Origin of the sequence: Paraburkholderia sp. CNPSo 3272 (genome assembly GCF_024206495.1) — a bacterium.
In the GTDB taxonomy this organism is placed as follows: Bacteria; Pseudomonadota; Gammaproteobacteria; order Burkholderiales; family Burkholderiaceae; genus Paraburkholderia.
Genome location: NZ_JAMBPQ010000018.1, coordinates 83,317 through 103,019 on the forward strand (window position 1 = coordinate 83,317; position 19,703 = coordinate 103,019).

18 protein-coding genes are annotated in these 19,703 nt (G+C 62.2%); 10 read left to right on the forward strand and 8 right to left on the reverse strand.

The features are described 5' to 3' along the window. Nucleotides 1–30 precede the first annotated feature (30 nt). The 5 genes from M3I53_RS21895 (at nucleotide 31) to M3I53_RS21915 (ending at nucleotide 5,365) form a co-directional block, all read left to right on the forward strand. Complete coding sequence (locus M3I53_RS21895) at nucleotides 31–1,632, forward strand: GMC family oxidoreductase (RefSeq protein ID WP_254317943.1); 1,602 nt, start codon at nucleotides 31–33, stop codon at nucleotides 1,630–1,632. Next, the gene (locus M3I53_RS21900) at nucleotides 1,629–2,399 is read left to right on the forward strand and encodes an enoyl-CoA hydratase/isomerase family protein (protein WP_254317944.1); all 771 of its coding nucleotides are present in this window, start codon (nucleotides 1,629–1,631) and stop codon (nucleotides 2,397–2,399) included. The genes M3I53_RS21895 and M3I53_RS21900 overlap by 4 nt, the downstream gene beginning before the upstream one ends. Before the next feature lie 50 nt (nucleotides 2,400–2,449). Beyond that, the gene (locus M3I53_RS21905) at nucleotides 2,450–3,604 is read left to right on the forward strand and encodes a serine hydrolase domain-containing protein (RefSeq protein WP_254317945.1); all 1,155 of its coding nucleotides are present in this window, start codon (nucleotides 2,450–2,452) and stop codon (nucleotides 3,602–3,604) included. Nucleotides 3,605–3,612: 8 nt separating this feature from the next. Beyond that, nucleotides 3,613–4,470, forward strand: a complete 858-nt coding sequence (locus tag M3I53_RS21910; RefSeq protein ID WP_254317946.1) for a MaoC family dehydratase N-terminal domain-containing protein — start codon at nucleotides 3,613–3,615, stop codon at nucleotides 4,468–4,470. Nucleotides 4,471–4,534: 64 nt separating this feature from the next. Then, nucleotides 4,535–5,365 (forward strand): CoA ester lyase, encoded by an 831-nt coding sequence (locus M3I53_RS21915; protein ID WP_254317947.1) that lies wholly within the window; start codon nucleotides 4,535–4,537, stop codon nucleotides 5,363–5,365. 63 nt (nucleotides 5,366–5,428) lie between these two features. Here M3I53_RS21915 and M3I53_RS21920 read toward each other — a convergent pair whose 3' ends face one another. Then, nucleotides 5,429–6,334 (reverse strand): SDR family NAD(P)-dependent oxidoreductase, encoded by a 906-nt coding sequence (locus M3I53_RS21920; protein ID WP_254317948.1) that lies wholly within the window; start codon nucleotides 6,332–6,334, stop codon nucleotides 5,429–5,431. Nucleotides 6,335–6,487: 153 nt separating this feature from the next. Here M3I53_RS21920 and M3I53_RS21925 point away from each other — a divergent pair, with 153 nt between their 5' ends. Both M3I53_RS21925 and M3I53_RS21930 read left to right on the forward strand, forming a co-directional pair. Then, nucleotides 6,488–7,690 carry a cytochrome P450 gene (locus M3I53_RS21925; RefSeq protein ID WP_254317949.1) on the forward strand — a complete coding sequence of 401 codons (1,203 nt, stop codon included), beginning with the start codon at nucleotides 6,488–6,490 and terminating at the stop codon, nucleotides 7,688–7,690. A gap of 34 nt (nucleotides 7,691–7,724) precedes the next feature. After that, the gene (locus M3I53_RS21930) at nucleotides 7,725–7,895 is read left to right on the forward strand and encodes a rubredoxin (RefSeq protein ID WP_254317950.1); all 171 of its coding nucleotides are present in this window, start codon (nucleotides 7,725–7,727) and stop codon (nucleotides 7,893–7,895) included. Nucleotides 7,896–7,944: 49 nt separating this feature from the next. On the opposite strand, the gene M3I53_RS21935 is transcribed toward M3I53_RS21930, so the two are convergent. The 5 genes from M3I53_RS21935 to M3I53_RS21955 all read right to left on the reverse strand — a co-directional run bounded on the left by M3I53_RS21935 (nucleotide 7,945) and on the right by M3I53_RS21955 (nucleotide 13,563). Then, complete coding sequence (locus tag M3I53_RS21935; RefSeq protein ID WP_254317951.1) at nucleotides 7,945–9,141, reverse strand: acetyl-CoA C-acetyltransferase; 1,197 nt, start codon at nucleotides 9,139–9,141, stop codon at nucleotides 7,945–7,947. 50 nt (nucleotides 9,142–9,191) lie between these two features. Then, nucleotides 9,192–10,484 carry an acetyl-CoA hydrolase/transferase family protein gene (locus M3I53_RS21940; protein WP_254317952.1) on the reverse strand — a complete coding sequence of 431 codons (1,293 nt, stop codon included), beginning with the start codon at nucleotides 10,482–10,484 and terminating at the stop codon, nucleotides 9,192–9,194. Nucleotides 10,485–10,497: 13 nt separating this feature from the next. Then, complete coding sequence (locus M3I53_RS21945) at nucleotides 10,498–11,694, reverse strand: CaiB/BaiF CoA-transferase family protein (protein ID WP_254317953.1); 1,197 nt, start codon at nucleotides 11,692–11,694, stop codon at nucleotides 10,498–10,500. Then, a complete protein-coding gene (locus tag M3I53_RS21950; protein ID WP_254317954.1) occupies nucleotides 11,691–12,677 on the reverse strand; it encodes a nitronate monooxygenase family protein in 987 nt (328 codons plus the stop codon). The genes M3I53_RS21945 and M3I53_RS21950 overlap by 4 nt, the downstream gene beginning before the upstream one ends. A gap of 109 nt (nucleotides 12,678–12,786) precedes the next feature. Continuing rightward, complete coding sequence (locus M3I53_RS21955) at nucleotides 12,787–13,563, reverse strand: enoyl-CoA hydratase (protein ID WP_254317955.1); 777 nt, start codon at nucleotides 13,561–13,563, stop codon at nucleotides 12,787–12,789. 220 nt (nucleotides 13,564–13,783) lie between these two features. On the opposite strand from M3I53_RS21955, the gene M3I53_RS21960 reads away from it, so the two are divergent. Together M3I53_RS21960 and M3I53_RS21965 are read left to right on the forward strand one after the other, a co-directional pair. Continuing rightward, complete coding sequence (locus tag M3I53_RS21960) at nucleotides 13,784–14,578, forward strand: crotonase/enoyl-CoA hydratase family protein (protein ID WP_254317956.1); 795 nt, start codon at nucleotides 13,784–13,786, stop codon at nucleotides 14,576–14,578. A 48-nt stretch (nucleotides 14,579–14,626) separates the two neighbouring features. Then, complete coding sequence (locus M3I53_RS21965; RefSeq protein WP_254317957.1) at nucleotides 14,627–15,868, forward strand: CaiB/BaiF CoA-transferase family protein; 1,242 nt, start codon at nucleotides 14,627–14,629, stop codon at nucleotides 15,866–15,868. A gap of 399 nt (nucleotides 15,869–16,267) precedes the next feature. Here the strand turns inward: M3I53_RS21965 and M3I53_RS21970 are convergent, their stop codons facing one another. Next, nucleotides 16,268–17,032 (reverse strand): SDR family NAD(P)-dependent oxidoreductase, encoded by a 765-nt coding sequence (locus M3I53_RS21970; protein ID WP_254317958.1) that lies wholly within the window; start codon nucleotides 17,030–17,032, stop codon nucleotides 16,268–16,270. Between the two features lie 246 nt (nucleotides 17,033–17,278). Between M3I53_RS21970 and M3I53_RS21975 the strand changes: the two genes are divergently transcribed. Then, nucleotides 17,279–18,073, forward strand: a complete 795-nt coding sequence (locus M3I53_RS21975; protein ID WP_254317959.1) for an IclR family transcriptional regulator — start codon at nucleotides 17,279–17,281, stop codon at nucleotides 18,071–18,073. A 105-nt stretch (nucleotides 18,074–18,178) separates the two neighbouring features. Here M3I53_RS21975 and M3I53_RS21980 read toward each other — a convergent pair whose 3' ends face one another. After that, nucleotides 18,179–19,600 carry an MFS transporter gene (locus M3I53_RS21980; protein WP_254317960.1) on the reverse strand — a complete coding sequence of 474 codons (1,422 nt, stop codon included), beginning with the start codon at nucleotides 19,598–19,600 and terminating at the stop codon, nucleotides 18,179–18,181. Between the last annotated feature and the right edge of the window lie 103 nt (nucleotides 19,601–19,703).

Here is a 19,703-nt window from a genome sequence, read left to right on the forward strand (position 1 = left end):
CGGCGCGCACCGACGGTGGAGAACGCATCGATGATGGAGTTTGACGATGTCGTGGTTGGCGCGGGCGCTGCGGGTTGCGTGCTTGCCAACCGTCTCTCGCAGAGCGGGCGCCATACGGTGCTGCTCGTTGAAGCAGGACCCGAGGACCGCAGTCCCCTGATCCGGATGCCCAAGGGATTCGGAAAGCTGCTGGGCGATCCGGCTCACGCCTGGTTCATCCCCGTGCAGCCCGACGACGGCAACGGGCACCGCAATGAAATCTGGCTTCGCGGCAAGATGCTCGGAGGTTCGAGCAGCATCAACGGCATGGTGTACATGCGCGGACATCCTGAGGACTACGACGGATGGGGTGAGCTGGGCGTGGAGGGCTGGAGCTGGCAGAACCTGGCGCCGTGCTTCAGGCAGATCGAAGATCACGCGCTGGGCGCCGACGAGCTGCGGGGTTCGGACGGCCCACTGAAAGTCTCGCCGTATGCGCAGCGCAACCGTATTGGCGACGCTGTACTCGAGGCGTGCCGGTCGCTTGGCATTCGGCGCGTGGAGGACATCAACCGGCTCGATCACGAGGGTGTGGCCTATCTGATCTATACGATACGCAACGGACAGCGGCAAAGCTCGGCCGAAGCCTTTCTGAAACCCGCCCGTTCGCGCAAGAATCTCACGGTCGTTACCGCGACGCAGGCCGCGCGAATCGTCTTTGACGGCACGCGCGCAACTGGCGTGCAATGCGAAAGCGCAGGGCAGAAAATAGTTTACCGTGCACGCCGCGAAGTCGTGCTGTCGGCTGGAGCGATCGAGTCGCCGCGGCTTTTGCAGTTGTCGGGCATTGGCGATCCCGTTCATCTGCAGTCGCTTGGCATTCCGGTCGTGGCAGCGAGACCGGGCGTCGGGCTCAACATGCGCGAGCACTATTTGTATATGGTGCAGGCGCGCCTGCGGGAATGGCGCGATTCGCAGAACCGGCAGTTTAGCGGCCTGCGCCTTTGGCGCAACGCGATGCAGTATTTCCTGTTCCGCCGTGGCGTTATGTCGCTCGGCTCGTATCAGGTGGGCGGTTTCGTCAAGACTGCCCCTGACGCGAAGCGCCCCGACGTTCAGTTGATGATGGCGCCGTACTCGATGGATTTCGGCGCGGCCAGCTATGCGTTCGAAACGTTCCCTGGCATGCAGCTTTTCAGCTATCCACTGCGTCCGCGCAGTGAGGGACACGTGAAGATCCAGTCGGCGGACCCTCGCGTGCCGCCAGAAGTTGTTGCGAACTACCTTGCCGATACGTACGACCAGCGGATGGCGGTCAACGCATTCCGGCTCATGCGCAACGTGATGGCCGCCGAGCCGCTCGCTAGCCTGCTGGAAGGAGAGACGCGTCCAGGTCCTGCCGTTCAGACCGACGCTGAGATTCTCGACCTCTACCGGCGCGAGGGGCAGTCCGGCTATCACGCTTGCGGGACCTGCAAGATGGGCTCCGGTCCGCTTGCCGTGCTCGATTCGCGCTTGCGCGTGCGGGGCGTCGAAGGCCTGCGCGTGATGGATCTCTCCGTGACGCCCACGATGATTTCCGGTAACACCAATGGCCCCATGATGGCGATGGCATGGCGCGCCGCCGGCCTGATCCTGGAGGATGCACGATGAGCCATCTCGAGGACTACGGCAGGCGCTTTGCGAACATCGAATTCGAGCGGCGCGATGGCGTACTACAGGTACGCCTGCACACGGACGGCGGGCCGCTCAAGTGGGGCGCGCTCTTCGGCAGCATTCACAGTCAGCTAGGCGAGGCGTTTTACCAGATCGCACGCGACCTCGAAAATCGCGTAGTGATCCTGACGGGCACCGGCGATGCATTCTGCGACGCCATGAACTTCGCCGAGCTGCCGGCGGAACCGCTTGCGCAAATCTGGCCGCGGCTTCAGCGCGAGGGGCAGGACTTGCTCATGCAACTGCTGGACGTTCCGGTTCCCGTTATCGGCGCGATCAACGGCCCGGCGTTCATTCACGCCGAGTTGCTCGTGCTGTCCGATATCGTGCTTGCGGCCAGTCACGCGGAAATCTCGGACCAGGCGCACTTCGTTCACGGCGTCGTGCCGGCGGATGGGGTGCAGATCGTCTGGCCGATGTTGATCGGGCATAACCGCGCCCGACATTTTCTGCTCACCGGTGAGCGCATGACGGCACAACGCGCCTGGGAGCTTGGTGTGGTCGGCGAAGTCGTCGCGCAGGAAGCGCTGCTCGATCGCGCCTGGGAGATCGCCCGCGGCCTCGCGGGGAAGCCGATCGAAACTCTGCGCTATACCCGCGCGGTCTTTGCTCAGCCGTTCAAGCGCCGCATGGCCGACGAACTGGGCTACGGACTCGCGCTCGAAGGGCTCGCCGGTATTGCCGCGCAGTCTGGCAAGACCTAGCCCGTCAAAGCGACATGTTCACGAATGGGAGACACGATATGGACCTGGCAGTGCAAACATTAACCGGGCGAAACGCGATCGTTCAAAAGGCGCTCGACCGTGCGACGCGGGAGGGTGGCGAGATCGGCGTACAGGTGGCGGCCTATCTCAATGGCAAACTCGTGATCGACGCATGGAGCGGCGTGGCCGATCCGGCCACCGGCCGCCTCGTTGACGGCGATACGCTCTTCAACGTCTATTCGGTGACGAAGGCCGTCGCGGCAACCGCGCTGCACATTTTGGCGGACCGCGGGCTCATCCAATACGACGCGCCGGTGACGCGCTATTGGCCGGAGTACGGCGCGCATGGGAAAGACAAGACGACGGTGCGCGATGTGCTGACTCACCGCGCCTGCGTGCCGCAGATGCCGGACGGTGTGACGCCGGAACTGATGTGCGACTGGCAATGGATGACGCGCGCCATCGCGAACCTGGAGCCGCTTGCCGAGCCGGGCACGAAGACGCTTTATCTTTCGATGACCTTCGGCTGGATAGTTGGCGAACTGGTCCGACGCGCCGACCCGAAGAAGCGCTCGCTGGGCCGCTTCGTTCAGGAGGAGATTGCGAAGCCGCTCGGTATAGACGATCTCTGGATTGGCATTCCTGATGAAGCGGAGCCGCGCATCGCTCGACTTACCGATGCAATGGTGCCGGTTCCCGCGGAATATCTGCCGCCGCTGTTCCTGCGCTCTATGCCGCAGCAGGTCGCGTTGACGCCGCCGGTGTTCGAGCGCCCGGACGTACGTCGCGCCGAGGTGGCGGGCGTAGGCGGGATCTTCAACGCGCGTAGTGAAGCGCGTTTCTGGGCGATGCTCGCGTGCGGCGGCGAGCTGGACGGCGTGAGGATCCTTTCGAAGGAACTCGTGGCCACGCTGAATACGCCGCGCGCCAACAGCGAAGAGCCGGACCCAGTGATGTTCGGCTTTCCGATTCCGATCACGATCGGCGGCTTCTGGTTCGGCGGCAGTCATCCGCCGGTGACGGCGGCGCGTTCGCCGCGCGCATTGTGTCATCCGGGGCAGGGCAATTCGATCGGCTGGGCGGACCCGGACACGGGACTCGCGGTGGCAATCTGCCACAACAAGCTGTTCAATCCGACCACGCCGGAAGAAGATCCACTGCTCCCGATCGCCGTTGCGATTCGTGAAGCGCTGGATCTGGAGTGATTGGCGCAATGGTCATCGATATCGCGCATTTGCAGCAATGGACTGGGCGCACCGAGGAGGTGCGGGACCAGGTCACTCTCACGCCGATGGCGGCGCTCGCCGCCATGCTCGACCGCGACGACCCGCCAGCAGCGGCTGGCGATGACTTGCCGCCGTTGTGGCACTGGCTTTATTTTCTGCCGGTTCATCGTCAGTCGATGGTCGGGTCGGACGGCCATCCAAAGCGTGGAGGTTTCCTCCCGCCTGTCGACCTGCCTCGGCGCATGTGGGCGGGCAGTCAGCTCGAGTTTCTGCGGCTGCTGAAGGCGGGCAGCGCGACCACGCGTCTTTCGCGCATCGAAAGCGTTGCGCACAAGCAGGGGCGCACCGGCGATCTCGTGTTCGTCAAGGTCAAGCACGAGGTCAGTGACGTTGACGGAGTCGCGATCGTCGAACATCAGGATGTCGTTTATCGCGACCATCCGGCTGCGAGCGAAAAGCCCGCTGCCCCACAGGCCGCGCCCGCGGGCGCTCAGTGGGCGCGGGAGGTCGTGCCCGATCCCGTGCTGTTGTTTCGCTATTCGGCGCTTACCTTGAATGGTCATCGTATTCACTACGATCGGCCATACGCGATCGGCGAAGAGGGGTATGAGGGGCTTGTCGTGCATGGCCCGCTGCTCGCCACGCTACTCATGGACTCGCTGAGATCAAAGCTGCCGGACGCGCGCGTGCGATCGTTTTCCTTCCGCGCGGTCAAACCGGTCGTGGACACGACACCTTTCTATGTCTGCGGAAAGCGGGACGAATCGGACCCCGGCAAGGTGATCTTGTGGATTTCGGGCAGTGACGGGTCGTTGCGCATGGAAGCATCGGCCGTGCTCGCCTGATGTGTTGAATCCGGTCCGCTAAGGTGTTCTATCTTCCGGGGACCCGTCTCTGAACTGGAGTTTTATGCGTTCGTTTCTTTTTGTGCCTGGGAGCAAGCCCGAGCGATTCGCCAAGGCGCTCGCGGCAGGCGCCGACGCGGTGATCGTGGACCTCGAAGACGCCGTCGCGGACGCGGATAAAGCGTCCGCGCGCGCCCATGTTGCCGATGCCGCGCGAACATTTGCGGCTGCGCCTGTTCGCGTGCTGTTGCGCATCAATGGTGTTAGCACTCAGTGGTTCGAGGATGACCTCTCACTTGCGGCGCTCGATGGTATCGATGGCATCGTGCTGCCCAAGGCGGAGAATTCGGCAGCGCTGACCGCTGTCGCCACAGCAACGCAGAAGCCGATATGGCCGATCGTCGAATCCGCCGTGGGCGTGTGGAACGCGTTGGAAGTGGCGCGCATGCCCGGTGTCGAACGGCTCATTTTCGGCTCGGTGGATTTCGAACTCGATCTCGACTGCGACGGTTCATGGGACGCGTTGCTGCACGCACGTTCGCGCATCGTGCTGGCCTCGCGTGTAGCCGGAATTCAGTCTCCGGTGGATGGCGTAACCGTGGCGATCGATGATCGGCAGCAGCTCGCGGACGACTCGTCGAAGGCACGGTCGCTGGGTTTCGGCGGCAAGCTGTGCATTCATCCGCGCCAGGTTGAAGTGGTCAACGCTGCGTTCAGCCCGAGCGCAGACGAAATTGCCAAGGCGCAGCGAGTCGTCGAGGCGTACGAGCGCGCTGAAGGCGGGGCAGTGTCCGTGGATGGACGGATGGTGGACTTGCCGGTCTTGCTCAAGGCAAGACGCATCGTCGGTTTGTCCGAAAAGACCGAAAGCGTGCGCGGTTCGGTAGAAGCGTAAGGAGAACTGCGGGGCGCCCGCGCCGCCACCGCATGATGTGGCGCGGGCATGGTCCGATTGAATTTACACCGGATCCCACGGCGTCAGAGCCATGGAGGGCACGTTCGGGAAGAAGCTCGATTCGAACGCCGGCATGACCTGCTCGGCAATCGCTTCGGGCGTCCAGCCGCCGTCGCGATGCAGCGAGCGGATCATGCGGATCTGGTTGAAGAAGTAGATTTCGTTGGCGCGCACACCGAAGATCTGCCCCGAAACCTTGGTGGCCTGGTCGGAGGCAAGATACACGGCGAGCGGCGCAATCTTGCGCGATTCCATGCGCTTGAGAATCTCGACGCGTGCCTTTTGCTCGGGCGTTTCCGAGGGAATCGAGGCAGTCATCGCAGTCCATGCCCACGGCGCGATGCAGTTAGAGCGCACGTTGAATTTGGCCATGTCGAGGGCGATCGACTTCGACAGACCGACGACCCCCATCTTGGCGGCCGAGTAGTTGGCTTGCCCGATATTGCCGATCAGACCCGACGTGGAGGTCATATGAACGAAGCTGCCGCCGTTTTGCGCCTTGAAATGCGGTGCCGCAGCACGCGCCACGAAAAACGAGCCGTTCAGGTGGACGTCGACCACGGCCTTCCACTCGTCGAGGCTCATGTTGAAGAACATGCGGTCACGCACGATGCCGGCGTTGTTCACCACACAGTCGATGCGACCGAACGTGTCCAGCGCGGCCTGCACGATCTTCTGCGCCGAATCCCATTCAGCGACGCTGTCCGTCGAGACAACCGCTTGTCCGCCGGCCTCCTTGATTTCCGCGACAACGCGCTGTGCGGCGACTTCGCCGGTTTCGGCGTTGCGACCGAGGTCGTTGACGACGACCCTGGCGCCGTTCGCCGCGAATTGCAGCGCGAAATCGCGCCCGATGCCGGCTCCCGCACCCGTTACCACTACCACCTTGTCCTTGACGAAATCGCTCACTCTTGTCTCCGTTCGATACAGGCGTTGATGTAGAAAAGCTCGCCTCGGTATAATAGCAAAACTGAACAGCGTTGCATAATATGAACGCTGCCATGTTGAGGCAAGTGTGACGATTCATCCATTCGAAGACGACGAAATGAAAGGAGACGCAAGATGAATCATAAGAAAGGCTGGAATGTGCCTGACCATGTTCCTCAAGAACTCGTGGTCGATTTTGACTATATGAACCCGCCCGGAGCACAAGACGATGTTCATCTGGCATGGAAGTCGCTGCACGCGGGGCCCGACATCGTATGGTCCCCTTACTATGGCGGGCACTGGATCGCCACGCGAGGCGAAGATATCGAGGCGATGCAGAAGGACCACACGCGCTTCTCGCATCAAAGCGTCAACATTCCGCCGCTCAACGAGTCGAGACTCGTGCCGCTCGAACTCGACCCGCCTGAGCACACTGCATACCGCAACCTGATCACGCCGGCTTTTCTTCCACAGGCGATCGCATCGCTCGAGAGCGATGTGCGCAGTCTTGCAATCGAGTTGATCGAAAAGATCGCTCCGCAAGGCGAATGCGAGTTCGTCTCGGAGTTCTCGAAAATCCTGCCGATCGTGATTTTCCTGCGTCTCGCGGATCTTCCGTTGAGCGACCGCGAGCAGCTGCTCGAGTGGGCGGAGTGGGCCGTACGCGGCAATCTCGAAGAGCGCATCGAGTCCCAGCACCGCCTTGGCGGCTATATCGCCACCTGGGTGGAAAAGCGCAAGGCGCAGGCGGGCGGCGATCTCGTCAGCCTGATTGTCAACGCGCAGATCGATGGCAAGCCGATCAGCCCCGAGCGCATGTTCGGCATGTTTATCGTCGTGCTGTTCGGCGGTCTCGATACCGTCGCCTCGTTGATGGGTTTCATCGCACGTTTTCTCGCCGAGAATCCCGCGCACCGGCGGCAGCTCATCGGGAATCCCGAACTGATGGTGTCGTCGGTCGACGAATTGATCCGGCGCTTTGGCGTGGCGAATACCGCGCGACTCATCACTCAGGACATGGAATACAAAGGCATCCAGTTCAAAAAGGGTGACCAGATTCAGTTGCCGAATTCCCTGTTCGGCCTCGACGACCGCAAGTTCAGCAACCCGCTTGCCGTCGACCTCACGCGCAAGCCGGTGATGCACGCTGCCTTCGGCAACGGGCCGCATCGCTGCCCCGGCTCGTTTCTCGCGCGCACGGAGATCAAGGTGTTCCTGCAGGAATGGCTCAAACGCATTCCTGATTTTCGCATTCGCGAGGACGACAGGCCACGATGCGGCTCGGGCTCCGTCAACGGCATGCTTTATCTGCCGCTTGCCTGGGACGTAGCGCCCTGAAAACAACCCCACCTCAACGACTCATAGAGCGATCATGAAAAAGTGGCAATGCATTTTTTGCGGGTTTTACTACGACGAAGCAATGGGACTTCCGGGGGAGGGCATCGCGCCCGGCACCCGCTGGGAAGACATCCCGGATGACTGGGCATGCCCCGAGTGCGGCGCGACCAAGGCCGACTTCGTGATGGTCGAGGTGGAGGTCTGAGGGCTAGGGCACGCGCACGGCGCCAGGCCGTGCGCTGCGTCGCCCAGTGTCAAACGCGCTCGAATACGGCGGCGATACCCTGGCCACCGCCGATGCACATGGTCTCGAGCGCATAGCGTCCCTTTCGGCGCGTGAGTTCGTGCAGGAGCGTCGTCATGATCCGTACGCCCGTTGCGCCAATCGGGTGGCCGAGCGAGATGCCGGAGCCGTTCACGTTGAGCCGGTCGGTATCGTGCCAGTTCCAGCCTTTGAGGACTGCCAGCACCTGGCATGCGAACGCTTCGTTCACTTCGACGAGATCCATCTGATCGAGCGAGAGGCCCGTGCGCGCCATGAGCTTCTGGACCGCAGGCACGGGGCCGATCCCCATACGCGAAGGCTCGCAGCCGGCGGCGGCCCAGCCCGTCAGCCAGGCGATGGGTTCGAGGCCGAGTGCTTCGAGGCGGTCTTCGGCGACGACGAGGCAAGCGGCCGCGGCGTCATTCTGCTGGCTGGAATTGCCGGCGGTCACCGTGCCGCCCGGCATCAACGCGCGAAGCTTGCCGAGACTTTCCATGCTGGCGTCCGCACGGAATCCTTCGTCTCTGGAAAAGAGGAGCGGTTCGCCCTTCTTCTGGGGAACGCTGACCGCAATGACTTCTTCGGCCATGCGGCCCGACTCCCACGCCGCGGCCGCGCGCTGATGGCTGCGCAACGCGAATTCATCGGCGGCCTCGCGGCTGATTCCGTAGTCGGTGGCGAGATTTTCCGCCGTCTCGATCATGCCGGAGATATAGCCGAAGCGAGATTCGGGCTGCGAGCGCTCCCGGCCGCGTGCGAGACGGTCGTGAAACTGGACGGAGCCCGAACGGGCGCCCCAGCGCATGTCCGTGCTGTAGTACTCGATGTTGCTCATGCTTTCCACGCCGCCGGCCAGCACCACGTCGGCGGCGCCGGTCTGAACCATCATCGCCGCGGTGGCGAGCGCCTGCAGGCCGCCGCCGCAGCGACGGTCCAGTTGCATGCCCGGCACCTCCACGGGCAGGCCCGCCTGTAGCGCGATCCAACGGCCCACGCAGGGCGTTTCGCTGCTCGCGTACGATTGTGCGAACACGACGTCGTCGATGCGAGCGGGATCGAGGCCCGCTCGCCGGATCGTTTCGTTCGCAACGAGTGCGCCGAGTTCTTCGACGGATACGCCGCGCAGGCTACCGCCAAAGGTGCCAACGGGCGTTCGTACCGGGGAGACAATTGCTGCGCGTTTCATGGGGGATTTCCTTGCAGGGTTTCGAGTTTCTGATTCGGGTCCGATTGCACTCAGGCGACGAGCGTCGCACTTCCGGAACGATTGGATGGCGGGGCGCCGGCCATCTGGTCGAGAGCGCCACGATGGTCCGGATGGGCAATCACAAGGATGCGCTCGCGCCGTTGCCGCAGCGTCAGTCCGCGCAGATCGGCAACGCCATATTCCGTCACCACGATCCCGGCATCGCTGCGTGGCGTGCTGACCGGCCCGGTCAACGACGCGACAATGCGGGTGGCTCCCTTGCCAGCCGTGGAGGGCAGTGCGATGACGGGAACGCCGCCGCGGGAGCGTCGCGCGCCGCGCAGGAAGTCCAGCGCGCCGCCCACCGCACCCACGTACACGCCCCCTGCAATTTCGGCGTTGATCTGCCCGCTCAGATCGACTTCGACCGCCGAGTTGATGGCCACGAAGCGATCGATGCTCGCGAGCACATGCGGGTCGTGCGTGTAGCGGGTCGAACGAAACTCGATGGCCTCGTTGCGGTGCGCGAACTCGTGAATGCGGCGGCCACCCATCATCACGCCGGCGATGGTCTTGCCTGTGTCGATGGATTTGCGCGCATTGTTGATGACGCCGCTTTCCATGAGATCGGCGACTTTGTCGCCGATGGTGCCGGAATGAATGCCGAGATCTCGACGATCGGTGAGGCACGCAAGGATCGCCTCTGGAATCGCGCCGAGACCGAGTTGAATCGTGGCGCCGTCTTCGATCAAACTTGCTGTGTACTGCGCGATCGCCAAATCCGTTGCGCTTGCTGCGCTGGGCGAACTTTCAGGCAAGGCGCGCGACGTCGGCAGGATGAAGTCGATCTCGTCGTCGCGAAGGTAGCGCTCGCCATATGTCCAGGGCGCCTGCTCATTCACTTCCGCAACGACGACGCGCGCGTGCTTCAGTGCCGGAATCAGATACTCATGCGCAACGGACAGGCTATAGCGCCCCAGTGAATCGGGCGGCGCAAGCTGCAGCAGCAAGACGTCGATGGGAAACCGGCCCGACTCCATCATCTGTGGAAACTGCGAGTAGTGGCACGGAAGAATATCGAGTGCGCCCGCCTTGGCCAAAGCGCGGTTGGCGCCTGTGCCGCAGTATGAAACGAAATCGATGCAGTCCGCGTGCTCCGGGCGGCAGGTGTCGAAACTGCTGGCGCCCAGAAAAATCCGAAACGCGCCGATGCTGTGCCGTTGCTCTAGCAACTTTCTCGTGAGCGGGAGGGGTTCCGCGTTCGATTGGCCCCATGCAATGGTATCTCCGGGACGAACGATGGATGCGAAGTCGACGGAGTCCGCCTCTAGCAGTAAAGGCATGATGTTGTCCGCGTCAGTGCGTAGTTTGAGTCATTTGCGCAACGGCATGGGGCTCGTCGAACTGCCCACGCGCGGCGCCCGAAGCGATGAGTTCAGCGATCCGTTCTTCGCTGTATCCGATGCTGCGCAGTACGGCCTCCGTATGCTGACCAAGGCGCGCAACGGCGAGCGGCGGTGCGGCAGGCTCCATGCGGAAGTGAATCGGGCTTGCAACGTGTTTGCGTCCGGACGGATCGCTTTGAATCATCGCGCGCTCATGCGCATGCGGATGGTCGAGCGCTTCGGCGATCGAGAGCACCGGTGCGACGCTGATGTTTCTGCCATCGAACCAGTCGAGCCATTCATCGAGCGTGCGGCTCAGGAAGGTTCGCGTCAGGAATGCGCGCACCCGCGTTTGACTTTCGCCGGCCGGACCGATGGCGTCGCCGACCAGATCAGGCCGGCCGAGTGGCGTAAGCAGGTTGGTGGCAAAGCTGCGCTCCCGGCCGCCGAGGCAGAGCCATTTGGAATCGGCGGTCTCATAGCTGCTGAGCAGTGCGAGCCCGCTGTCGTCGTCTGGCGTTTCCTGAGATGAAACGTCCGGCGTGTTGAGCAAGCGGCCACTCAGATACGGCTGCGCCGTGAGCGCCGCATCGAAGAGCGAGATGTCGATATAGTCGCCGCGCCCTGTTTCTCGCGCGCGCAGGAGTGCCATCAACACAGCGGACAACGCGGTCAACGAACCGGCCAGCGCGGCGAGCGACGGCCCTGTGGTAACGGGCATCCCGCGGCTATCGCGCGGCAGCGTGCCCGCAAGCGCTTGAATCACCGGATCATGGGCGGGCAGTTGAGAGAGCGGGCCGTTCTGTCCAAATGCGGTCATCGCGCAATAAACGAGTCGCGGGTTCGTCCGGCTCACCGTGTCGTAGTCGATGCCAAGGCGCGCGGCCACGCCCGGCCGCGACGATTCGATGACCACGTCAGCCTCGTTCATCAGCTTGAGCGCGGCCTCGCGTCCATCGGGATGCTTCAGGTCGAGGGCGATGCTGCGCTTGCCGCGGTTGATCGCGGCGAAGAACGCGCCGTCCGTGCCCGGTGCACCGCGTGTGGGGTCACCGGCGACCGGTTCTATCTTGATGACTTGCGCCCCGTGTTCCGCGAGATTGGCGGCGAGGAATGGACCCGGCATGAACTGTGACAGGTCCACGACGCGAAGACCGGTGAGTTTCATGCGAGAGCGGCTCCGAAGCCGAGCTGGCGTTGCGCGATTGCGGCAGCCTCCTTCACGATGCGTCCGATCAATTCCGCACAGGTCGGCAAGTCGTGGATGAGACCGGTCACGATCCCGGCGGGGAACGCGCCGCCTTCGACTTCTCCCGTGACGAACGCGTCCATCCAACGCTTCGCTCCGGTCAGCGCGTAGAGGTCGGTGTGCGTCACGTGCCCGCTGCGTTCCAGTTCGAGCGCGGCGAGGCTCACACTGTTCTTGACCACGCGACTCGAATCGCCGATCGAGCGGCCGACCAGCACCGTATCGCGCTCCGTCGCTTCCAGCAGACGTTGCTTGATCGCCGGGTGGACCTGCGATTCTTGCGTGAGCATAAACCGCGTGCCCATATTGACGCCGTCCGCACCGAGCGCCAGCGCCGCCATCAGACCGCGCCCATCGGCGAAGCCACCGGAGGCGAGAATCGGCACCTTGAGCTTGTCGGCGGCGGCGGGAATCAGGACCAGTCCCGGGATATCGTCTTCGCCAGGGTGTCCCGCGCATTCGAACCCGTCGATGCTGACGGCGTCCGCGCCGAGCGATTCGGCCTTCACCGCATGGCGGACCGTGACACACTTGTGGACCACCTTGACGCCGTGCGTCTTGAATTCGGCTATGTATTTCGCGGGATTGCTGCCTGCCGTTTCCACGACCTGCACACCCTGCGAAACGATGGTGCGCACATACGCGTCATAGTCGAGACCGGCATTCGCGCCGAGTACGGTCAGATTCACACCGAACGGCTTGTCCGTGAGCGAACGCACTTTGTCGATCTCACGCGCGAGCGCGTCGGCGCTTGCATGCGTATGCGCCGAGATGAACCCAAGACCGCCTGCGTTGCCTACGGCCGCTGCCAGTTCGGCGCGCGCCACCCAGCGCATGCCTCCTTGAATGATGGGGTATTGAATGCCGAGTAATTCAGTAATGCGATTGACTTTGGGTTTCATCGCGTGCCTGTAGTCTGGGTAGGGAGTGTGGGTGCCAGAAAAGGGCGCTGGACGCGCGCGGCCTGGCGTGCTCGGTTCGCCACGGCAGAAGTGGCTTTTTTTCAGCGATTCAACAATCGCGGAACTGCGGCTTGCGTTTTTCGGCGAAGGCGGCCATTCCTTCCTTGCGGTCTTCGGTCGCGAAAGTCGAATAAGCCATGCGCCGCTCGAACAGGATGCCTTCGGCGAGGGTCGATTCGTAGGCACGGTTGACGCACTCTTTCGCCATCGCCACGACCGGTTGTGAGAATCGCGCGATTTCGTCGGCTGTTTTCAGGGCTTCGTCGACGAGCGTATCGACGGGAACGATGCGGCTCACGAGCCCGCATCGTTCGGCTTCGACAGCGTCCATCCTGCGGCCCGTGAGAATCATCTCCATCGCCTTCGATTTGCCGAGCACGCGCGTGAGGCGCTGCGTGCCGCCGGCGCCGGGAATGGTTGCGAGCGTGATTTCGGGCAGGGCGAAACGCGCGTTGTCGGCGGCCAGAATGAAGTCGCACATCATGGCCAGCTCGCAGCCCCCGCCCAGCGCGAGACCGGCGACGGCGGCGATGACCGGTTTGCGGCAACGCGAGGTGCGCTCCCAGTTCGACGTGATGAACTGATTCTTGTAGACGTCCATGTACGTCCATTCGCTCATCATCTTGATGTCGGCTCCGGCGGCGAACGCCTTTTCACTGCCGGTGAGCACGATCGCGCCAATGGCCGGATCGGCTTCGAGGCCGTCGAGTGCGGTCGTCAGCTCGTCCATCAACGGGTTGTTCAACGCGTTATAGGCTTGCGGACGGTTCAGCTTGATCAAGCCGGTCTTGCCGTGAATTTCGACGATGATCGTCTCGTAGGCCATGGTCTTTCCTTGCGGGAATCAGGGTGAACACTTAAGCCAGCTTCGGTATCTGCTCGGCCGTAGATGCGTTGGCTGCGGCACCCCGTGCAGACTGCGTCGGGTCGTGCCGCGCGTTGCCAAATTTATGAACGACGTTTATGATTCTGAATGTGTGACCCGGCTTTGTCAATTGAGCCCGTGGTCGGATTTGCTAACGGAAAATACCGCGAGGAGACAGTGCATGACGACTCGTCACGAGGACGGACAGATTCGCGTTGAACAGCGCGCAAACCTGCTTTTGATAGGGATCGACCGGCCGGAAAAGCGCAACGGCTTTACCCCGAAGATGTTCGAGGAACTGGCCGCTGCTTACACGCGGCTCGAGAACAGCAGCGATCTGTTCTGCGCTCTGGTCTATGCCGAAGGCGACCACTTTACGGCCGGGCTCGACATGCCGAAGATCGCGCCGTTGCGCCGTGAGGGCAAACCCTTGCTTCCGGAGGGCGAGGTCGATCCGTTCAACTTGCGCGCGCCGCTGCGCACCAAGCCGGTCGTCATCGCTCTCAAGGGAATCTGCTTTACGGTCGCGGTCGAATTGATGCTCGCGTCGGAAGTGGCGGTGGCCGCCGATAACTGCCGTTTCTCCCAGCTTGAAGTGAAGCGGGGGATCATGGCAGGTTGTGGTGCGACGTTCCGGATGGTCCAGCGTGCCGGCTGGGGCAACGCGATGAAGGTGCTGCTCACCGGCGACGAGTTCACTGCCGAGGAGGCGCGCCGCATGAACTTCGTTCAGGACGTCGTGCCGGCGGGCCAGGAATTCGACCGCGCGCTGGCTATCGCAGAGCGAATCGCCGCGCAGGCGCCGCTCGCCGTGCAGGCCACGATGCAGAACGCGCGTGTTTCACTGGGGCAAGGCTGGCAGGATGCCTACGCGACGATTCAGTCGACGCAGCAGTTTCTCTACAACACGGAAGATGCAAAGGAAGGCGTTCAGTCCTTCGTCGAAAAACGTACGGCGAAGTTCGTCGGACGCTGAGGCATGGCTTGCGGCGCGGCGGGTATGAATTCAAGGGGACAGTTTGATATGACAAAAGGCGCGTTGACGGGAGTTCGCGTACTCGACCTGAGCCGTATTCTCGCGGGGCCCTGGGGGGCGCAGATGCTGGCGGATCTCGGCGCGGAGGTCATCAAGGTCGAGCGTCCGGGCAAAGGGGACGATTCGCGGCAGTTCGGCCCGCCGTTTCTGATGGATCGGGAAGGCAAGGTCACGCGCGAGTCGACGTTCTTTATCAGCGCGAACCGCGGCAAGAAGTCGATTACGTGCGATATTTCGACGCCCGACGGCCAGGCGCTGGTCCGCTCGCTGGCTACGCATTGCGACGTGCTGCTCGAGAACTATAAGGTTGGCGACCTGAAACGCTACGGGCTCGACTACGAGAGCCTCAAAGTCGTCAATCCTCGCTTGATCTACTGCTCGATAACGGGGTTCGGACAAACCGGGCCGTACAGCCCGCGCCCCGGATACGACTCGATTTTCCAGGCGATGGGTGGTCTGATGAGCGTCACCGGCAACGGCGACGACGTGCCGGGCGGCGGACCGATGAAAACCGGGCCCAGTCTCGCGGACATCCTTTGCGGCCAGTACGCGGCGTCCGCGATCATCGCCGCGCTCTATCATCGCGACGCGGCGCAAGGCGGCAGTGGGCAGGGGCAGTACATCGACCTCGCGCTGCTGGATGCGATGATCGCCGCCACATCGCACTATGCAAGCCAGTACCTCGTTTCAGGTCAGGTTCCGGTCCGGCGCGGTACGGAGGGAAACGGCGGCATGCCGTCGCGCATGTTCCGCTGTGCCGATCGCGACATCATGATCGTTGCGGGCAACAATGAACAATACGCGCGGATGTGCCAGGTCCTCGGGCATCCCGAACTTGCCCGCGACCCGCGATTCAGCGAGATTGCACTGCGAGTGAAAAATCGCCGCGCGCTTGGCGAAGTGTTCGAACCGCTGATCGCCGCATGGCAAAGCGATGAATTGCTGGCGGCCCTAGACGCCGCCGGGGTGCCGGCGGGGCCGATCAACGATCTGGCGCAAGTGTTCGCCGATCCCCATGTGCAAGCGCGTGCGATGTGTATTGAAGTCGCGCATCCGCTTACCGACGAGGCGGTTCGTATGGTCGCCAATCCGGTGAAGATGTCGGGCACGCCTATCGACTCGTATGGAGCGCCGCCGATGCTCGGTCAGCATACGGACACCGTGCTTCGCGATGTGCTGGGCATGGCGCAATCGGACATCGATCTCCTGCGCGAAAAGAAAGTGCTGTAGAAAGCGAAAAACCTGCGAGGCGCAGCCCTTCGGGGCTCGTTTATCCATGGCTTTTCGACATCAGTTAGGATTGCAAATATACAAGCCGCTGCGAGATTGCTGCACAGCGCGGCGGGCACTCGTTTTTTATCGCGCTAATGGATCAGGGATGAACGGCGCAAAAAAAGACCTTGGCCAGGTGTCCCGCAGCCAAGGCCTAAACTCCACACGCTCTCGCGAAGTGTGCCGGAGGAGAAATATGTGAGCGCTCTCGATCGAGTTCGTACGCGTCTCGTGCGAACTCGCCCTCAGATCGAGGTGTCCCAGCTAATGCAACTATTGGTTCGATTAAATTCTCTGCGACTGCTGCATAATGCAACTCCCTGTTTCATATATTGCAACTGTGTTCAAAAAGACGCACTAAAGCATTGACTGTCCGCCGTCCACACTGATAGTCTGCCCCGTTATGAAATTAGCGTCGTCACTGCACAGAAATGCAACTGTTCGTCCAATATCGAGCTCAGGATCGCCGAAGCGGCCAAGCGCGATTTCAGCGAGATAGCGCGAGCGTTCCTGGGGATTGGCTTCGAGGTAAGCTTCAGCGGCTGGCGTGAGCGCTGCCGGGCAAATGACGTTGACGGTGATGCCATAGGCACCCCATTCGCGCGCGGCAACACGCGAAAGCCCACGAATGCCCTCCTTGGTTGCGGCGTACGCGCCGAATCCCTTGAGCCCTTCGATGCCTGTGCGCGAGCCGAAGTTGACGATGGCGCCGCGGCCCTGTGCCTTCATGTGCGGCAATACGGCCTGCATGAAATACAGCGTGCCGTACAAGCCGGACTCGAGTGTGTTGCTCCAGTCGTCGTCGGTAACGGACTCGAGCAGCACACCCGGGCTGCTGCTTTGTGCGTTGTTAATAAGCGCGTTCACGCGTCCGAAACGCTCAATGGCAAGTTCGACCGTGCGCACGGCGTCGGCTCGATTGCGCGTGTCGCCAGGCACGACGAGCACTTGGGAACCGAGGGCGCTCAGTTGCTCGGCAGCATGCGTCAGTTTGCTCTCCGTGCGGCCAGTCAGCACGAGGCACGCGCCCTCGGAGGCGAGCGAGCGGGCAATGCCGAGTCCAATACCTTGGCCGCCTCCGGTCACGATGGCGACCTTTTCTGCCAGTTTTTTCGTGTACATGGGTGATCCAGAAGTGAAGTTGATGCTGCTGTTCGACGCGCGTGCGTGTTACGTAAATGCTGCACAGTCCGTCGCGCCAGCATTTCAATTTTGTGAACGTCGTTCAACTATATCTCAACTTGGATGAGAGGGTGCCCTGGCGTATTCCCGAATTCGGGCAGTGCAAAAGTGTGCCAAATTGTGATCGTTGTAAAACTATGTGAATAGTTCCCGTATAATCGATAGAGTCAATTCATGGGGAAAATCATGTTGAAAGAGACCTCAGCGCCGGCGGACCGGGATGTCAGCGGGCCACGCTCGCTGACCCGGCTCCTCGGAATTTTCGATGTGCTGGCGAAGTCCCCGGAAGGGATGTCGCTGGCGGAACTGAATGTCGCCCTGGAGTCACCGAAGAGCAGTCTGCTCAATCTGCTGAGACCTCTAGTGGCGGAAGGGTTTTTGATGCACGACGCAGGCCGCTATCGCCTCGGGCCGTCGATTTTCCGGTTGTCCGCGGGCGTGATGGCCGCGTGGAATTTCTCGAAGATGCTGCGCCCGTTCCTGGTGGATCTCTCGAAAAGCACCAATGAAACCGTGTATATCGGCGTCCTCGACATCGAGCACAAAGAGATCACCTATGTAGACGTGATCGAGAGCGAACAATCCGTGCGCTATTCGATGCACATCGGTTTGCGCCGTCCGCTCTATTGCACGGCTGCGGGGCGCGTGCTGTTGGCTCATGCGCCGGACGCTTTCGTCACCGACTACATGAAGACGGTCAAGTTCGAGCGTCGTACGCCGCAAACGGTCGCGACGAAGAAAGCGCTGCGTGACGAACTCGATCACATCCTCGAAACCGGTTTGTCGGTGAGCCGCGGCGAATTGCTGCCGGACTCCGCGGGTGTGTCGTCGCCGATCTTCGGGCCGAACGGTAACGTGATCGCGGCGATGGCGATTGGTGCGCCGCTCGAGCGTTTTGATCGCGAACGCCCGCAACTCGAGCAGAATATGATCAGGGTGGCCCAGCGCGCGTCTGCATTGGGTGAAGCCGAAGGGGAGTGACCGGCCAGCGTGCCGTACATTGAGGCATATGCTTCAATGTGCGGCACGCATGGCGAATTTGAAGAAGCGTTGGACCAGCGTGTGACAGATCGTCCGCAACGACGATCAATGGGCGTGACGCTTCGGCAGCATGAAGGCGATCAGCAGTCCGGCAATCGAACTGCAGGCGATGTAGGCGAATACAGAAACATAGCCACTGTCGCCAGCAAACGCACCACCGTCATTTCCCGCCGCCGCGCTGCGCAGCAGCACGAATACCGCCTGGGCGCCTACCGCGAAGAAGCACGAGAAGAAGACGTAGAGCATGCCCGTTGCCTCGCCTGTCTGATGCACAGGCGTTGTTTCCACGATCTGGTTGTACAGCGCCGTGCTCGCGAAGGCGAGCCCAAACGAGCACAGGACCGCGCCTGGAATAAAGAGCAGCAGGCTGCGATGAAGCACGATCAGCGAGGCCCAGGCAAAGGCCAGAATGACCATGCCGATCAAGGCAGCGCGACGAGCCTTGTACCGGGCCGCAATGCGGCCGCTCCACGGGCTCGCGACCATCGCGACGATGTTGACGCTGAACATCAGCAATCCGGCCGCTGTCGCGCTCAGCCCGAACCCGGCGTGCGTGCCCGCAGGCTGCTGGGCAAGCAGCGAGAAAACCTGCCCCAGCTGCATGCCGCCTGCCGCGAGAAATGCCATGCAGGCATTCGCCAATATGACTTCGCGCGTCTTCAGCAGACGCACGTTGATGAGCGGATGACGCGCCTTGAGTTGATGCCGCGCCCATAGTCCGAGTACGACAATCCCGCCGACGATCAAGCCCCATAGCCGCGCATCGCCAAACCCCCACGCGCGGATTTGTTGCACTGCGAAGAGAATGGCGCACAGTGCCGGAGCGAACGCAAGGCCTCGAACGTAGTCGATCCGTACGCCGGGATGCGGCGGCGACGGCGGGGTCCAGGCGCGTACGGCAGCGACCGCCACCACGCAAAGCGCGACTTTGAACCAAAAGCCGCCTTGCCAGGAATAGTGATCCACGACGACGCCCGCACCAATGTAGACCAGCCCCGCGGATACCATGCCGGCAGCACTGATCAGGCCCACCGCGCCAGGCAGCCTCGCCGGTGGCAGGTTCTCGCGGACCAGGCCGATGGAGAGCGGCGTAATGCCCGCCGCGATCGATTGCATTGCGCACCCAGTGAGGAGCATGCCGACATGGGTTGCACATGCGGCGACCACCGCGCCGGCGGCAGCGACCGACATCACCACGAGCAGAATGCGACGGTAGCCTAGCAAGTCGCCGAGTCGTCCGCTTAGCGCGGCAAAGATGGCCGAGCCGAGCCAGTAGGCGGTAACGGTCCAGCTCACGGCGTTCGAGGCAGGGAAGGCCTTGTAGAGCGTGACCAGCACCGTATAGATAACGACGATACCGGACGAGGATGCCACCGCGGCTAGCAGGATCGCCATCGTGAACCCGCGCGGGGGACTGGCAACGGGCTGTGTTCGGTGTGCCTGCTGCTGGAGGACTTCAGCTTGCATAAACGTCTCCGGTTGTACGTATCGTTTCGAGTATACTCATATACGAACAATGTTCGAATTTATGTTTTCCGGGGAATACTATGCGAACTTCAGGAGTGACGAC

Coding starts and splice junctions, on each gene's coding strand:
- M3I53_RS21895 (WP_254317943.1), top strand. CDS start 31: ATGATGGAGTTTGACGATGTCGTGGTTGGCGCGGGCGCTGCGGGTTGC.
- M3I53_RS21900 (WP_254317944.1), top strand. CDS start 1,629: ATGAGCCATCTCGAGGACTACGGCAGGCGCTTTGCGAACATCGAATTC.
- M3I53_RS21910 (WP_254317946.1), top strand. CDS start 3,613: ATGGTCATCGATATCGCGCATTTGCAGCAATGGACTGGGCGCACCGAG.
- M3I53_RS21915 (WP_254317947.1), top strand. CDS start 4,535: ATGCGTTCGTTTCTTTTTGTGCCTGGGAGCAAGCCCGAGCGATTCGCC.
- M3I53_RS21925 (WP_254317949.1), top strand. CDS start 6,488: ATGAATCATAAGAAAGGCTGGAATGTGCCTGACCATGTTCCTCAAGAA.
- M3I53_RS21930 (WP_254317950.1), top strand. CDS start 7,725: ATGAAAAAGTGGCAATGCATTTTTTGCGGGTTTTACTACGACGAAGCA.
- M3I53_RS21935 (WP_254317951.1), bottom strand. CDS start 9,141: ATGAAACGCGCAGCAATTGTCTCCCCGGTACGAACGCCCGTTGGCACC.
- M3I53_RS21940 (WP_254317952.1), bottom strand. CDS start 10,484: ATGCCTTTACTGCTAGAGGCGGACTCCGTCGACTTCGCATCCATCGTT.
- M3I53_RS21945 (WP_254317953.1), bottom strand. CDS start 11,694: ATGAAACTCACCGGTCTTCGCGTCGTGGACCTGTCACAGTTCATGCCG.
- M3I53_RS21950 (WP_254317954.1), bottom strand. CDS start 12,677: ATGAAACCCAAAGTCAATCGCATTACTGAATTACTCGGCATTCAATAC.
- M3I53_RS21955 (WP_254317955.1), bottom strand. CDS start 13,563: ATGGCCTACGAGACGATCATCGTCGAAATTCACGGCAAGACCGGCTTG.
- M3I53_RS21960 (WP_254317956.1), top strand. CDS start 13,784: ATGACGACTCGTCACGAGGACGGACAGATTCGCGTTGAACAGCGCGCA.
- M3I53_RS21965 (WP_254317957.1), top strand. CDS start 14,627: ATGACAAAAGGCGCGTTGACGGGAGTTCGCGTACTCGACCTGAGCCGT.
- M3I53_RS21970 (WP_254317958.1), bottom strand. CDS start 17,032: ATGTACACGAAAAAACTGGCAGAAAAGGTCGCCATCGTGACCGGAGGC.
- M3I53_RS21975 (WP_254317959.1), top strand. CDS start 17,279: ATGTTGAAAGAGACCTCAGCGCCGGCGGACCGGGATGTCAGCGGGCCA.
- M3I53_RS21980 (WP_254317960.1), bottom strand. CDS start 19,600: ATGCAAGCTGAAGTCCTCCAGCAGCAGGCACACCGAACACAGCCCGTT.